The organism is Buchananella hordeovulneris, assembly GCF_001907235.1.
In the GTDB taxonomy this organism is placed as follows: Bacteria; Actinomycetota; Actinomycetes; order Actinomycetales; family Actinomycetaceae; genus Buchananella; species Buchananella hordeovulneris.
This window is the reverse complement of record NZ_MQVS01000011.1, coordinates 12,401-25,780: the sequence shown is the minus strand read 5'-3', so window position 1 is coordinate 25,780 and position 13,380 is coordinate 12,401. Positions and strand designations below refer to the sequence as shown.

Genomic DNA, 13,380 nt, shown 5'->3' with positions numbered 1-13,380 from the left:
CGGGCTCTGTCAAATCTTCCCTGCAATCCACCAGTGCGGCAACCTCCTCCACACTCAAGCGAAAGGTACTTATGCGAAAGCGGCTATTTTCTAGCTTGCTCACGGCTGGGCTGGGACTGACTCTGCTGTCTCCAGCAGCGTGGGCCAGTCCCGTCGAGCCAGATCCGACGGAGACCACCGCCGAAACTCTCGCCCCGGCCGAACTGCCGGATGCGGACGAGCTAGCGGCAGACGACAGCGCTCCGGCCGAACTGCCGGATGCGGACGAACTAGCGGCAGACGACAGCGCCCTGGCCGGAGAGGCGGAGGCAGCGGCGGCCCCTGGTGGGCGGCTCTTGCTGTCCAATGTGCATGCTGACGTGGTTACCGCGTTCTGGGGCGCCGGCGCGCTCCAGCTGGGGTCCCAGGCCGACTTCGACGGACAGCTGGCGCAGCGGGTAGACCCCGCCAGCACGACCTTCGTCCTGTCCGACGCCGCCCGCACGACGCTGCCTGCCGGTTTTGATTTCGTGGGAGCGGCTGGCAGCGAAGTGTGGCTGGTCACCCAAACCGGTAACCGCACGGCAGACCAGAAGCTCACCGCCCTGTGGCCGGGCTTCTCCACCGAGCACCTCCCGGCGGGCGCGGTGGACAACGACACCGTCCGCCTGCGGCTGCACCGGGTCTCCGGCCCGGCGGGCGGCAAGGTCGAACTGTGGCAGGGCGGCGGTGCTGAGGAACTCAAACGCCTGTGGTCCAACACCGACCGGCAGTTCAGCACCTTTAGCCTGCCGCGTACCCACATGCACGCCAATTGGGCCTTCACGCAACCAGGTGTCTACCGCCTGCAGGTGCGGGCGTTGTATAGCGTCGGCGGGCAGGAGCACACCACCGACCAGTTCTACACGTTCCGGGTCGGGGAGCCCGTCTCCCGCCTCGCGGGTGCTAACCGCTACGCCACCGCCGCGCAGCTTTACTTCGCTGGCACGCAGTGGGGCAATCACATCGTCTTGGCCTCCGGGGAGAACTTTGCCGATGCGCTGGCCGCTACCCCGCTGGCGGGTCTCCTCAATGCCCCGTTGCTGCTCACCCCACGCAGTGGGCTGCACGCGGAGACGCGAGCCGCGCTGGTTACTGCGCGCCAACGCGGTGCCGAGGACCTAATCATCGCAGGAGGTACGGGCTCAGTCTCGCAGCAGGTGGAGGACGAGGTGCGGGCCTTGGGCTTCAACGTGAGTCGGGAGGGCGGCACCAATAGGTACGCCACCGCCACCGCCATCGCCCGGCGGATCCACAACTTCCTGGAGCAAGAACGGCGCAACGTCGAGGCGGTCTTCGTGGTCGACGGCACCAACTTCGCCGATGCACTGGCTACCGGCCCGGTGGCTGCCCAGCAGAGCGGCATCATCCTGCTGACCAACGGGGGCGCGCTGCCGCGGGAGACTGCCGAGGCCTTGAACACCTACGCCCCTCGCCCCATCGCGGTGGGTGGGGCGGCACAGCAGGCCACCGCGCACCTGCAGCCGGAGGTCATCGTCGGCAAGTCCCGTTACGAGACTGCGGCGGCCGTGGCCCAACGGTCCGCTGGCAGCTCCGACCAGCTTGCCCTCGCCTCTGGGACTGGATTCCCGGATGCGCTGGCGGCCGGGGCCTACGCTGCCCGCACTAACCAGGTGTTCCTACTCACCGACCCGGCCCGGGTCCCTGCGCCCGTGGCGCAGGCAATTCAGGCCGCGCCCCCGGCGCTGGTCACCGTGGTGGGCGGGCCTGGCTCGATTCAGCCCGCGGTCACGCAGGCGTTGACCGAACAGCTTGAGGAGCTAACCCGCAAGCAGTAGGCGGCGCAACACTTTGCCCACCCCATCGTCGTCGTTGCTGGGTGCCCGATAACGGGCGCTGGCCGCCACGGTGGGGTGGGCATTTGCCACGGCGAAGGAGTAGTCAGCGGCTTGCAGCATCTCCACGTCGTTGAAATAGTCCCCGAAGGCCATGGTCTGGGCAGAAGTCACCCCGAGCAGGGCTTGGAGGCGGGACAGGGCCTGACCTTTGGAGACGTGCGGATCCATGATGTCGATCCAGTGCGCGCCCGATACCACCACCTGGTTGGTGTGCGCGACGGGCGCGAAAAGCGCGCGGGTGAGGTTCGCGCGACCCGCTGAGTCGTAGACGGCAAGCTTGAGGGCCTGATCGGTGACAGCTTTCAGGTCCTCCACCACTTCCAACCGGGCGTAGTACTTGTTGGCCTCGCTCCGAAACGCCTCGTCGTCCCGCTCGATATAGGCCGAGCGGGCGCCGCAAAAGACGAGGTCCAGCTGGGTGTCGGCAGGGGTAGCGGCCCGCACCAGGTCAATGACCTGCGTGACGACGGCCGCCGAGACCGTGGTGGTGGATACCGTCTGCCCGGCGTGCACGACGATGGAGCCGTTCTCGCCGATGTAGGACAGTGGCACCGGACTGGCCGCAAAGACGCGCCGCAGGCTGTGATATTGCCGCCCGGAGGCGGGGACAAAGGTCACTCCCCGGGCGGCCAGTTGCCCCAGCAGCTCCAGGAAGTCGGCGGGCAGCTGCCCGGCGGCGGTCAAGAGAGTACCGTCCATGTCGGCTGCCACCAGGCGAATGTCGAGGGTGGTGGGGTCCAAAGTGTCCCAGGCGAGCGGCATGAGTTTCCTTTCCCGGATAGGCCTCCAGTCAACCATGCCTGCCCACCGGTTGGCCGCTTTTTCCGAGGTAACGGTTACCGCCCTAGAATGAGGGCAGCTCCCGTAAGTAGAAAGGCCTACCCATGGCAGCCCCCTCCCCGGCCAGCCCGCCGCCTGCCGCCCCCGCGCTGGCGGAGCAGGCCCTCCCCTTCGCCCTGTTGGTAACCCTGTCTTCCCTGGGCGGCCTAGCCCGGCGGTGGCTCAATCGCCAGGCCGACCACGACGCGGGTCTCACCGGCCCCCGCGTGATGTTGTTGCTGCTGCTATCCACCCAGCCGTCGTTCACGATGAGTGAGCTGGCCGAGCTGCTGGATGTCACCCCGCGGGCGATCACCCGGCTGGTCGACGGACTAGAGGAGCACGGCTACGTGCGCCGGGTGCGAGATGAGGCCGATCGCCGGATCGTGCACGTGGGCTGCGCCCCGCACATCCGGGACTCCATCCGCGATTCGCTCAGCGAGTTCGACGCCCGCGTGGCTCACCTGGCCGCCGATATTGACCCGGCGGCCTTGCGGGCGGCCTTGGAGGTGCTCGAACAGTTCGGACACGCGCTGCGCGAGGAACTCAGCTAGTCCACCGGTTGCCAGGACGCGCGAGCACGTCGCGGCGGTGGGCATTGGGGCGGGCGAAGCTGGCGCGGGCGCGCTGCCAGGCGGCCAAAAGGGGATGTCTTGGATTGGACGCTGCCTACCCCGCCTCGCTATACGCGAAGAGTATACCCTCGATGTATAGTGACGGGTATGGACACGAAACATGCGCTGCTGGGGCTGGTCGGCGCCGGTACCGGCTACGGCTACGACCTCAAGCACAACTACGACCGCTGGTTCCAGGCCAGCAAACCACTGGCCTTCGGGCAGGTCTACGCCACCCTGGCGCGCCTCCTGCGCGACGGGCTCATCGCCGCCACGGGCGTGGCGGCCGGGGCCGGGCCGGAGCGCAAACACTACGAGATCACCCCCGCCGGGCGGGCCGCTGTGACCGAGTGGATGTTCCAACCGGTCGCCGCCACTGCCTTCCTGCGTCCGGACCTCTTCGCCAAGACCGTCATCGCCCTATTGCTTAACGAGGACGCCGACCGCCTGCTCGATGCGCAGCGTTCCGCCCACCGGGCCGAGATGCGCGAGCTGACGCGCCGCAAACAGGGCGCGGACCTGCACACCGTGCTCCTGGCCGACCACGCCCTGTTCCACCTGGAGGCAGACCTGCGGTGGATCGACCTGACGGCGGCCCGGCTGGCTGAGTTGCGGGCGGAGCTGCGGCCATGACCGTCCCCTGCCTGACCGGCCGCGGTCTACACAAGCACTTCGGCCCCACCCACGCGCTGCGCGGGGTGGACATCGACATCTATCCGGGGCAAACCATCGCCATCATGGGCCCCTCCGGCTCCGGCAAGTCCACCCTGCTGCACGTGTTGGCCGGGGTGCTCACCCCCGACGAGGGCCGCGTGGACTTTGCAGGCCAGGAACTCTCGGCCTTGGACGAGGAACGGCGTTGCCAGCTGCGGCTGGAGAACTTTGGTTTTGTCTTCCAGTTCGGCCAGCTGTTGCCCGACCTGTCGGCGTTGGACAACGTCGTGCTGCCCCTGTTGCTCGCCAAGCACTCCCGTCGCACCGCCACCCGGCAGGCCGCCAAACTGTTGGCGGAGCTGGGGCTAGCCGAGCACCAGGCGAAGTACCCGGCCCAGCTGTCGGGCGGACAGGCCCAGCGGGTGGCCGTCGCCCGGGCCTTGGCGCTGCGCCCCCGGGTGTTGTTCGCCGACGAGCCCACCGGCTCCCTGGACTCGCTGGCGGCCGAACACACCATGGAAGCCTTCCTTAACGCGGTACGGGCGACGAACACGGCGCTGGTGTTGGTCACCCACGATCCCCGCACCGCGGCCTGGGCCGAACGGGAGATCACCATGCGTGACGGGCGCATCACCGCTGACTCGGGTGCCGTGGGAGGCCCCCAATGAGCCACCTGTCTTTGCTGCGCCTGGTGCTGGCCAGCGAGCGGCGCGCCCGCACCCGGCAGGTCGGCATCGTCGTTGGCATTGCTGTCGGCATCGCCCTGGCGCTGCTGCTACTGGCGGGGGCGAGCGGCATCGCGGAACGTAGCCAGCGGGGCAGTTGGGCCCAGCCGCCGCTCGGCGAGGCCGTTGAGTTGGAGCGGGGCGGGCCAGCGCTGGAGGCGCACCAGGTGGGCGTGGCAACCACGCACCTGCCCTACCGCGGCCACCTCGTCGAGATCATCTACCTCACCTTGCCGGACCACCCCCACCTCGCGGGCCCCGGCGGCCTGCGCTTGCCGGGCCCCGGACAGTTCCTCACCTCCCCCGCGCTGGCCGACTTGACACAGGATGCCTCTGGGCCCGAGTTCGCCGACCGCTTTGGCACCCTCGCCGGGCACCTGCCCGCTGCGACACTGACCGGGCCGGACTCGCTCGTGGCACTCGTTGGTGTCTCGCGCGCTCAGCTGGACAGTTTCTCCTTCGCTTCGGGCCCGCACCTGCTCACGGAGTTCCGCGGCAACGCCTACGCGTCGGACGCCTACCGCTACCTGGCGTTGTTGGGTGCCGCCGCGGTGCTGCTGCCGGTCTTCCTTTTCATCGCCATCGTCACGAACCTGGGGGCAGCCAAACGGGCGGAGACATTCGCCACCCTCCGGCTGCTCGGGGTGGGGCCGCGGCGCCTGGCGCGCCTGACGGCCGGGGAGATGACGCTCTTGGCCGGGCTGGGCGGCCTGGTGGGCTTAGCTCTCTATCGTCTGGCCGTGCCGCTGGCCGCCCAGGTGCGCATCGAAGACACCCGTTTCTACTCCGCTGACTTGCTGGTGCCAGCCCACACGGCGCTCGGCGTCGTGCTCGGCACGGTAGCGGCGGCCGCTGCTGTCGCGTGGTGGCGCACCCGGCGCGCGGCCCTCGGCTCGCTCGGGGCGGTGCGCGAGCGCGACGAACGTCCGCCGCGCTGGTGGACGCTGGCCCCGCTGGGAGCCGGGCTGGGCCTATTTGCCTTGGTGGCCAGCCGCCTGCTGCCCCTGCCGCCCGGCCCCACGCTGCTGGCGGGCACCGTGCTCACCATGGTCGGCCTGTTGGTGGCGGGCCCGCTGCTAACCCACCTCACCGCGAACCGCCTGCGGCACCTGGCCCGCACCGGCGCCACCCTGGTGGCCGCCGGCCGCATCGCCCGCCACCCGCGCGCCGTGTTTCGCTCAGTGGCAGGCCTGGTGGTCGCCCTGTATGCCCTGACGATGTTCACAGTGGGCATGACCTCGGTTAATCAGGTAGCCGCCGAGGGCCTCGGTACCGGGGCGCCCGCCCCGCGCGCGTTGCGCGTCGCCCTGCCCAAACCCGATCCGGGGCTGCAGGCCGCGCTGGCAGCCGAACCGGCAGTGGCGTACGTCGGATTGCTGGTTGACGACGGCGCGGGCAAGTTGGTGACAGACCGGCAAACCGCGGAGCATTTCGGGATTGCTGCCGACCTGGCGCCGGAAGTCCAGTGGGTGCGCCTGGACCATCGCTGGCTGACCGGACGGCCCGCGGCAGCTGAGGCCGCCGCCCACCCGCCTCACGCCACCGGATTCCAGACCCTGCTGGTGGAACCCACTGCCGGGCCGCAGGCCCTCGAAATCGCCCGCACTAGCGTCATGCGCCACGCGGCCTCCCTGCCGGAGCTGCCGTACGCCCCCCGCGACTACGCGCTCCTGACCGCCAACGCCCCGGAGTACCAATTCCAGACCCTGGGCTACCTGGGCATGCTGGTGGCCGGACTCATCTCGGCTCTCTCCCTCGGCATGTCAACGACGATCGCGGTGCTGGAGCGGCAGCGCAGCTTCGGGCTGCTGCGCCTGGCGGGCATGCCACGCCGACGCCTGCAACTGGCCGTGACCTGGGAGGCCGTGCTCCCGGTAGCCACCATGCTGCTGGGCACGCTCGGGGCGGGCATCTTCTCTGCGTGGGCCGCCATCACCGGACTCAGCGAACGCCAGCTGGCCTGGCCAGCCGCCAGCAACTACCTGGTGTTGGCTGCCTGCCTGGCCCTCCTGGCGTTCGCCGTCGGTACCTCCCGCCGGGCGGCGGGCCGGATAGGTGCCACGGCTACGCGCTTCGAGTAGTGCGCCCCGGTGGCCCGGGCGGCTCCCGCTGCCTCGGCCACCGTCGTCGGCCGCTCGATTAAGGTGGAAAACGCTGACGTGCGCCAGGTTTTACCGCCAGGAAGCACAGCTTCTCCCCGGGCATTTGCCTACCTGGCTTTCCTGCCACCCCCGCGAGGATTGTCATACTGACGAACATGGAGAATCCGCGTCGTATCGACTTGACCACCTGGCCGCGGCGAGAGCACTTCGCGCACTACCTCCAGGCCGCCTGCAGCTACAGCCTGACCGTGGAGCTGGATGCCACTGCCGCCGCGGCGGCGCTGGCGCATTCCCGGCGCAAAACCTATCTCGCCCAGGTCTGGGCCCTGGCCAACGTCGTCAACCGTCACGAGGAGTTTCGGCTGACGGTGACGACCGACTCCGCCCCGGCGGTCTGGGACGTCGTCCACCCCTCCTTCACAATCTTCTGTTCCGCCCACGAGACCTTCGCGAGCGTGTGGAGCCCCTACGACGCCGACTTCGCCACCTTCCACGCGGCGGCGGCCGAGGTGGCGGCCACCCACCAGCAGACCACCTGCCTGTTTCCGCAGGGGCCTCCGCCCACCAACACGTTCTACGTCTCGGCCCTGCCATGGGTGCCGTTCACGGGCTTTCACCTGCAGTTGCCCACCGAGGAGGCCTCTCTGGCCCCGAAATTCACCCTGGGGCGCTACCGCCAAAGCGCCGAGCGCACCCTGCTGCCGCTGGCCATCCAGGTGCACCATGCGGCGGCCGACGGCTTCCACGTCGGCCGCCTGGTGAGCGAGGTGCAGGAGCTGCTGGCGGCGCCAGATTGGCTGGGCTAGCGGGGGCGGGACCACGCGGACTCGGTCGCGGCCCGGCCTCCCTGGCGGAGCTGGGGGTGCAGCAGCGCCACGAGGAGGCAGGCGGCCAGTAGGGCGCCCGCCAGCACGAGGGCCGCTGCAGGCCACCACCCGTACAGCGCAGTTGAACAGAGGGGGGCCAGGGCGTAGGTGACGCCGTTGTTGGCGCTGATGAGCCCCGCCAGCGCGCCCTGCTCGCTGCTGTCCAGCTGCAAGGTGGGGCCTGCGTTGTAAGCGGGCATGGCCAATCCGAAGCCGGCGCCCAGCAGGAGCACCCCGAGGGCGGCTAGCAGGTAGGAGCGCCCCGGCAGCAGGCAGGCCACCCCCACCAGACTCAGCACCGCGCCCGCCCGCAGCAGGCGCGGGGCCGCCCACCCCAGGCGCGGGGCGAGGCCGGTTTGCACGGCGGCCAGGGTGATCGCCAGGGCAGCCAGGTAGGCGGCGGTCACGGACGCGGTGGCCTCATCGCTCAGTCCGAAGCGATCCTGCACAAGGAAGCCGAAGATCGTTTGCAGGGTGGCGAAGGCGGCCATCAGCGGCAGCCCGGCCAGCAGGTAGCCGAACACGCGGGGATCGCGGTAGGACACCCGCCGCGCGGCGGGCCGCTCCACCTGCTTGGCATCCCCGGGGCGGAACCTGGTCAGCAGCGCCAAGGCCCCGGCCACCAACACGGGCATGACCACGAGCGGCAGCGCCAACCCACCGATCCCGGCTAGGGCGCCACCGAGCACGCCGCCGACGATGGCGGCCAATCCCATGACCGCCCCCACCGCGCCCACGGCCGCCACCCGTTCTTGCTCGGTGTTGGTGTGGGTCACGAGGTGGGACTGGACGGCGGGCTGCAGGGAGGCGATCGCCGCCCCATAGAGCAGTCCGCGGGTCACCACGACGCCGACCACCAGGAGCGGGCCGCCAAGCGCGTGCCGCATTCCCAGCAGGGACACGAGCGCGAAGGCCGCGAGCGCGAGGGCGGCACCGAACAGGCCGACAACGAGCACCGGTTTGACGCCCCAGCGACCGCAGGCCCAGCCCCAGAAGGGACTGCAAGCGGCCAGGGCCAGGGCCGCCAGCGAGATGGTGGCTCCTACCTGCCACTCGGCCAGTCCCAGCTGGCGGGACAGGGGCGCCAGCAGCGGGTTGAGCAGCATCTGCCCGAGGAAGCCCACCAGCAGGATGCTGAGCAGGAGCCGCGGCTGGGCGGCGGCGGGCAGCGGGGTGGATTTGGGTTGGGACATGGCGCACCTCGGCACTTGAACGGTGTTCTACGCCGCGATACTAGAACTATGTTCAACAGCGGTCAAGGCTTGCTACCGTTACCCCATGGCCGCCTCTTCCCCCGCCCCCACCGCCCGCCGGGCAGGCCTCAGCCGCGCCCAGATCGTCGCCAAAGCGCAAGAACTATCGGCCACCGCGGGCCTGGAAGGGTGGTCCATGCGCGACATCGCCCAGGCCCTGACCGTCACCCCCTCCGTCCTCTACCACTACTTCCGCAACAAGGAGGACTTGAGCGATGCCGTCGTCGACGCCGTCGTCGCCACCGTGCCCCTGCCGGACCCCGCCCTGGAGTGGAAAGACTGGTTCACCCGCCTCCTGTTCGCCGCCCGCCCCGCCCTCCTGGCCTGCCCCGGCGTCGCCGACCGCCTCATGACCGGGCACCTGACCGCCCGCACCATCCCCCTGGCCGAGGCCACCGCCGCCCAACTGCAGCGCGCCGGCTTCGGGCCGCTGGCCCCGCTGGCCGGCTCCCTCATCTTTAACTCCGCGCTCGCCGCGCTCGCCGCCCACCACGGCCGCCGCCGCCAGTGGGCCCACGGCCACTACGCCACCCAACGCACCCACCTGCTAGCCCTCGCCGACCAGTCCCCCGCCATCGCCCAACTGGTCACCCACTTTTTTCCCGCCGACCAGTCCCCCGCCGCCCTGGCCGAAGCCAGCCTCGACTACTACCAGCTGCTCATCGCCGCGCTCCTGGACGGAGTCGAACACGTCCTGCTGCCGCTCGCTGCCGCGGCCCCACCCGCCGCCGGCCCCTGACCGGCCGCCCCGCGGCGGCGGACGCCCGCCACCACGGGCTCACCCCAACTGCTCGGTCAGCTCCAGCCACCGGCCCTCCAGCTTCTCCACTTCCTCCTCCAGGTCACGCAGCTGCGCCGTGTAGCGCGCCAACCCCGCAAAATCGCTCTGGTCGTGCTCCGCCAGCGTCTGGTGCAGCGCCGCGATGCTGCGCCCCAGCTTCTCCAGGCGCCGCTCAAGGGCCGCCGCCTCCTTCTCCAGCGCCCGCCGCTGCGCCCCCGACAGCTCCCCATCGGCCGCCGGGGCGGCGCTCGCGGGCGCGGGCCCCGGGGCGGCAGGCGCGTCGGCGGCGCGACTCAGCCGCAGGTACTCCTCCACCCCGCCGGGCACGTGCCGCAGCCGCCCGTCCAGGATGGCGTACTGCTGGTCGGTGACCCGCTCCAGCAGGTAGCGGTCGTGGGAAACGACCACGAGCGTGCCCGGCCACGAGTCCAACAGGTCCTCGAGGGCCGCCAGCATCTCGGAGTCCACGTCGTTGGTGGGTTCGTCCAGGATGATGACGTTGGGTTCGCTCAGCAGCAACAGCAGCAGTTGCAGCCGCCGCTTCTGGCCACCCGATAGCTCGGCCACCCGGGCCGACAAGTGCGCCCGGGAAAAGCCCAGCCGCTCCAGCAGCTGGGCGGGGGTGAGGTCCTTGCCGTCGAGCGTGAAGGTCGTCTTGGTGCGGGCCAGCACCTCCCGCACCCGGTCCTGCCCGATCTCGGCCAGCTGGGAGAACTGCTGATCGAGCACCCCCACCCGCACCGTTTTGCCGCGCTTGACCCGCCCGCTGGTCGGCTGCACAGTGCCGCTTATTAGCCCCAGCAGCGTCGACTTTCCCGCCCCGTTGGCGCCCAGAATGCCGGTGCGCTCCCCGGGGGCCAGGCGCCAGGTAACGTCCCGCAGCACCTCGACCTCGCCGTAGCGCACCGACACATCCTCGATGTCGACCACGTCCTTGCCCAGGCGCGCCACCGCCAGGCGCTGCAACTCCAGCGGGTTGCGCACCGGCGGCACGTTGGCGATCAGCTGGTTGGCGGCCTCGATGCGGAACTTCGGTTTGGAGGTGCGGGCCGGGGCCCCGCGCCGCAGCCACGCCAGCTCCTTGCGCAGCAGGTTCTGCCGCTTGGCCTCGCTAGCGGCCGCCATGCGGTCGCGCTCTAGGCGCTGCAGCACGTAGGCGGCGTACCCACCCTCGAAGGGCTCGACGATGCCGTCGTGCACTTCCCATGTCTCGGTGCACACCTCGTCCAGGAACCAGCGGTCGTGGGTGATAACCAGCAGCCCTCCGGTGTTCTTGGCCCACCGGCCCCGCAGGTGCGCAGCCAGCCAGGCGATGCCCTCCATGTCCAGGTGGTTGGTGGGTTCATCCAAAGCCAGCAGGTCCCATTGGCCGATCAGCAGCGCCGCCAGGGCCACCCGGCGTCGCTGCCCGCCCGAGAGCGTGGCGACGGAGGCATCCCACGGCAGATCAGCCACCAGCCCCCCGATGATGTCGCGGATGCGGGCATCCCCGGCCCACTCGTGCTCGGCCATCTCCCCGACGATCGCCCGGCCGACTGTGTCGCCGTCGGCCAGCTCGTCGCGCTGGGTCAGCACCCCAAACCGCAGGCCGCTGCGGCGGGTGATCTGCCCGGCCGAGTACTCGACGGTGCCGACCAGCATGCCGAGCAGGCTGGACTTGCCGTCCCCGTTGCGCCCGACGATGCCGATGCGGTCGCCCTCCTCAATAGCAACGCTCACGGAGTCGAAGACGACGCGGGTCGGGTATTCCAGGTGCAGGGACTCGGCTCCCAGCAGGGCTCTGGCCATCGGGGCTCACTTCCTGGCGCGGGGCGCCGGTTGCAGGACGGGACAGGGTGGGGGCGGGCCGCGCGGTCAGGAGGCAGCAGGGGCGAGACTGGCGCCGGGGGCGGGCCCGGACACGGCGTAGGTGGCGGCCACGTGCCGGTGGGTGGCCAACTCGCCCGCCAGGGCGACGGCGTGGGCGCGGTCGCGCGCCAAGGCCGCGACCGTGGGGCCGGAGCCGGAGATGAACGCGGTCAGGGCCCCGGCGACGCGGGCGGCGGCGAGCACGTCGGCCAGCTCGGGCCGCAGCCGCAGGGCAGGGGCGGCCAGGTCGTTGTGGATGAGAGGTGCCAAGGTGGGCGCGTCCCCGGCGGCCGCGGCGGCCAGCAGGGCGGGCGGCGGCGGGGCGGGGGTGGCGGGCAACGCCTGGGTGTCGAGCTCTCGGAAAACGGCGGGGGTGGCCAGGCCGCGGGGCGCGGCGGCCAGGGCCAGGTGCAGAGTGCCGGTGGTCGGCAGGCCGCCGACGACGTCTCCCCGCCCGGTCGCGTGGGCTAGACCGCCGACCAGGCCGAAGGGCACGTCAGCCCCGAGGCCCCGCGCCAGCTCCGCCAACTCGGCGTCGGACAAGCCGGTGCCCCACAGGGCGTTTAGGGCCCGCAGGGTCAGGGCCGCGTCGGCCGATCCCCCCGCCATGCCCGCGGCGATGGGGATGCCCTTGTGGATCTCTAGTCGCGCCCCGCCCCGGTAGCCGGTGGCCGCGGCCAGCGCCCGGGCGGCCCGCACGGCCAGGTTGGTCTCGTCCACCGCTAGCTGCTCGGTGCCCGGGCCGGTGAAGGTCACCTCCAGGCACGCGGCGGGCCGCACTTCGGCGCGTTCCTCGACGTCCAGCCCGAGAAAGACCGTCTGCAGTGGGTGATAGCCGCTCGCGTCGCCCGCCCCGGCGGCCAGGTACAGGTTGACCTTGCCGGGCGCGCGGGCAGTCAGCACGACACTCATAGCCACTCCCCCAGCTGGGCCGCCAGCGCGGCGAACTGGTCGATGGTGAGCTTCTCCCCGCGCAGGGCCGGGTCGATGCCCGCCGCCCGCAGCGCTTCTTCCGCGCGCGCCGGAGAGCCGACACTCGCCCCCAGGGCGGCGCGTAAGGTCTTGCGGCGTTGGGCAAAAGCCGCGTCCACCAGCGCAAAGACCTGCTCGCGGGAAGCGGGGGTGGCGGGCGGGTCGTGGCGCAGCAGCCGCACCAGGGCCGAATCAACGTTGGGCACCGGCCAAAACACGTTACGGCCGATGAGCCCCGCGAACTGGGTCTGCCCGTACCAGGCGGCCTTGACGCTGGGCACGCCGTAGACGCGCGAACCGGGGCGGGCACACAAACGGTGGGCGACCTCGGCCTGCACCATGACCAGCACCTCGCGCAGGCTCGGCAGGGCGGGCAGTAAGGTCAGCAAGACGGGCACGGCGACGTTGTAGGGCAAGTTGGCCACCAGCCGGTTGGGCAGCTGCGGGTGAGGGCCGCCCGGCGGGGGGCTCGGCAGGTCCGCAGGGCCGGTAATGGTCAGCGCGTCAGCGGGCAGCACGGTGCAGCGGTCTGCGGCCGCGGGGGCGCGCTCGGCGATGGTGTGCGGCAAGGCCTGCGCCAGTGTGGGGTCTATTTCGATGGCGGTGACGCGCGCCCCGGTGGCAAGCAGGGCCAGGGTGAGGGAACCAAGCCCGGGGCCCACCTCAAGCACGTGATCGGTGGCCTGCACGTGTGCAGCGGCCACGATCTTGGTGACCGTACCGGCGTCGTGCACGAAGTTCTGGCCGAGAGTCTTGGTGGGACGCACCCCCAGGCGGTCGGCCAGGGCACGAACGTCGGCGGGGCCAAGCAGGGCAGTCATATGTTCCAGGGTAGCGGTAGCGATCGACCTGCGCGTACGCACGCCTGT

General features: G+C 70.9%; 12 protein-coding genes. 7 read left to right on the top strand and 5 right to left on the bottom strand.

All coding sequences use genetic code 11. The features are described from left to right. The first annotated feature begins 71 nt into the window (after positions 1-71). Entirely contained in the window at positions 72-1,817 is a 1,746-nt protein-coding gene (locus BSZ40_RS09585) for a cell wall-binding repeat-containing protein (RefSeq protein ID WP_073825748.1), read from the top strand. Here BSZ40_RS09585 and BSZ40_RS09580 read toward each other — a convergent pair. Beyond that, positions 1,800-2,639, bottom strand: a complete 840-nt coding sequence (locus BSZ40_RS09580; RefSeq protein WP_073825746.1) for a Cof-type HAD-IIB family hydrolase — start codon at positions 2,637-2,639, stop codon at positions 1,800-1,802. The genes BSZ40_RS09585 and BSZ40_RS09580 overlap by 18 nt on opposite strands. A 122-nt stretch (positions 2,640-2,761) precedes the next feature. On the opposite strand from BSZ40_RS09580, the gene BSZ40_RS09575 reads away from it, so the two are divergent. The 5 genes from BSZ40_RS09575 (at position 2,762) to BSZ40_RS09555 (ending at position 7,597) form a co-directional block, all read left to right on the top strand. Next, complete coding sequence (locus tag BSZ40_RS09575) at positions 2,762-3,250, top strand: MarR family winged helix-turn-helix transcriptional regulator (RefSeq protein WP_073825742.1); 489 nt, start codon at positions 2,762-2,764, stop codon at positions 3,248-3,250. 168 nt (positions 3,251-3,418) lie between these two features. Then, entirely contained in the window at positions 3,419-3,943 is a 525-nt protein-coding gene (locus tag BSZ40_RS09570) for a PadR family transcriptional regulator (RefSeq protein WP_073825739.1), read from the top strand. Then, positions 3,940-4,632 (top strand): ABC transporter ATP-binding protein, encoded by a 693-nt coding sequence (locus tag BSZ40_RS09565; RefSeq protein WP_073825736.1) that lies wholly within the window; start codon positions 3,940-3,942, stop codon positions 4,630-4,632. Before BSZ40_RS09570 ends, BSZ40_RS09565 begins: the two co-directional genes overlap by 4 nt. Continuing rightward, the gene (locus BSZ40_RS09560; protein ID WP_084542776.1) at positions 4,629-6,770 is read left to right on the top strand and encodes an FtsX-like permease family protein; all 2,142 of its coding nucleotides are present in this window, start codon (positions 4,629-4,631) and stop codon (positions 6,768-6,770) included. Before BSZ40_RS09565 ends, BSZ40_RS09560 begins: the two co-directional genes overlap by 4 nt. A 176-nt stretch (positions 6,771-6,946) precedes the next feature. After that, positions 6,947-7,597 (top strand): CatA-like O-acetyltransferase, encoded by a 651-nt coding sequence (locus BSZ40_RS09555; protein WP_073825734.1) that lies wholly within the window; start codon positions 6,947-6,949, stop codon positions 7,595-7,597. Here the strand turns inward: BSZ40_RS09555 and BSZ40_RS09550 are convergent. Next, positions 7,594-8,850, bottom strand: a complete 1,257-nt coding sequence (locus tag BSZ40_RS09550; RefSeq protein WP_073825731.1) for an MFS transporter — start codon at positions 8,848-8,850, stop codon at positions 7,594-7,596. The genes BSZ40_RS09555 and BSZ40_RS09550 overlap by 4 nt on opposite strands. Before the next feature lie 85 nt (positions 8,851-8,935). Between BSZ40_RS09550 and BSZ40_RS12100 the strand changes: the two genes are divergently transcribed. Next, positions 8,936-9,649: a TetR/AcrR family transcriptional regulator gene (locus tag BSZ40_RS12100; RefSeq protein WP_073825728.1), complete on the top strand. Its 714-nt coding sequence runs from the start codon at positions 8,936-8,938 to the stop codon at positions 9,647-9,649. Between the two features lie 39 nt (positions 9,650-9,688). Here BSZ40_RS12100 and BSZ40_RS09540 read toward each other — a convergent pair whose 3' ends face one another. The 3 genes from BSZ40_RS09540 to rsmA all read right to left on the bottom strand — a co-directional run bounded on the left by BSZ40_RS09540 (position 9,689) and on the right by rsmA (position 13,332). Continuing rightward, positions 9,689-11,479: an ABC-F family ATP-binding cassette domain-containing protein gene (locus tag BSZ40_RS09540; RefSeq protein WP_073825725.1), complete on the bottom strand. Its 1,791-nt coding sequence runs from the start codon at positions 11,477-11,479 to the stop codon at positions 9,689-9,691. 66 nt (positions 11,480-11,545) lie between these two features. Next, positions 11,546-12,451 (bottom strand): 4-(cytidine 5'-diphospho)-2-C-methyl-D-erythritol kinase, encoded by a 906-nt coding sequence (locus BSZ40_RS09535; RefSeq protein WP_073825723.1) that lies wholly within the window; start codon positions 12,449-12,451, stop codon positions 11,546-11,548. Further along, positions 12,448-13,332, bottom strand: coding sequence for a 16S rRNA (adenine(1518)-N(6)/adenine(1519)-N(6))-dimethyltransferase RsmA (gene rsmA, locus BSZ40_RS09530; protein ID WP_073825720.1), 885 nt, complete (start codon positions 13,330-13,332; stop codon positions 12,448-12,450). Before rsmA ends, BSZ40_RS09535 begins: the two co-directional genes overlap by 4 nt. Positions 13,333-13,380 lie beyond the last annotated feature (48 nt).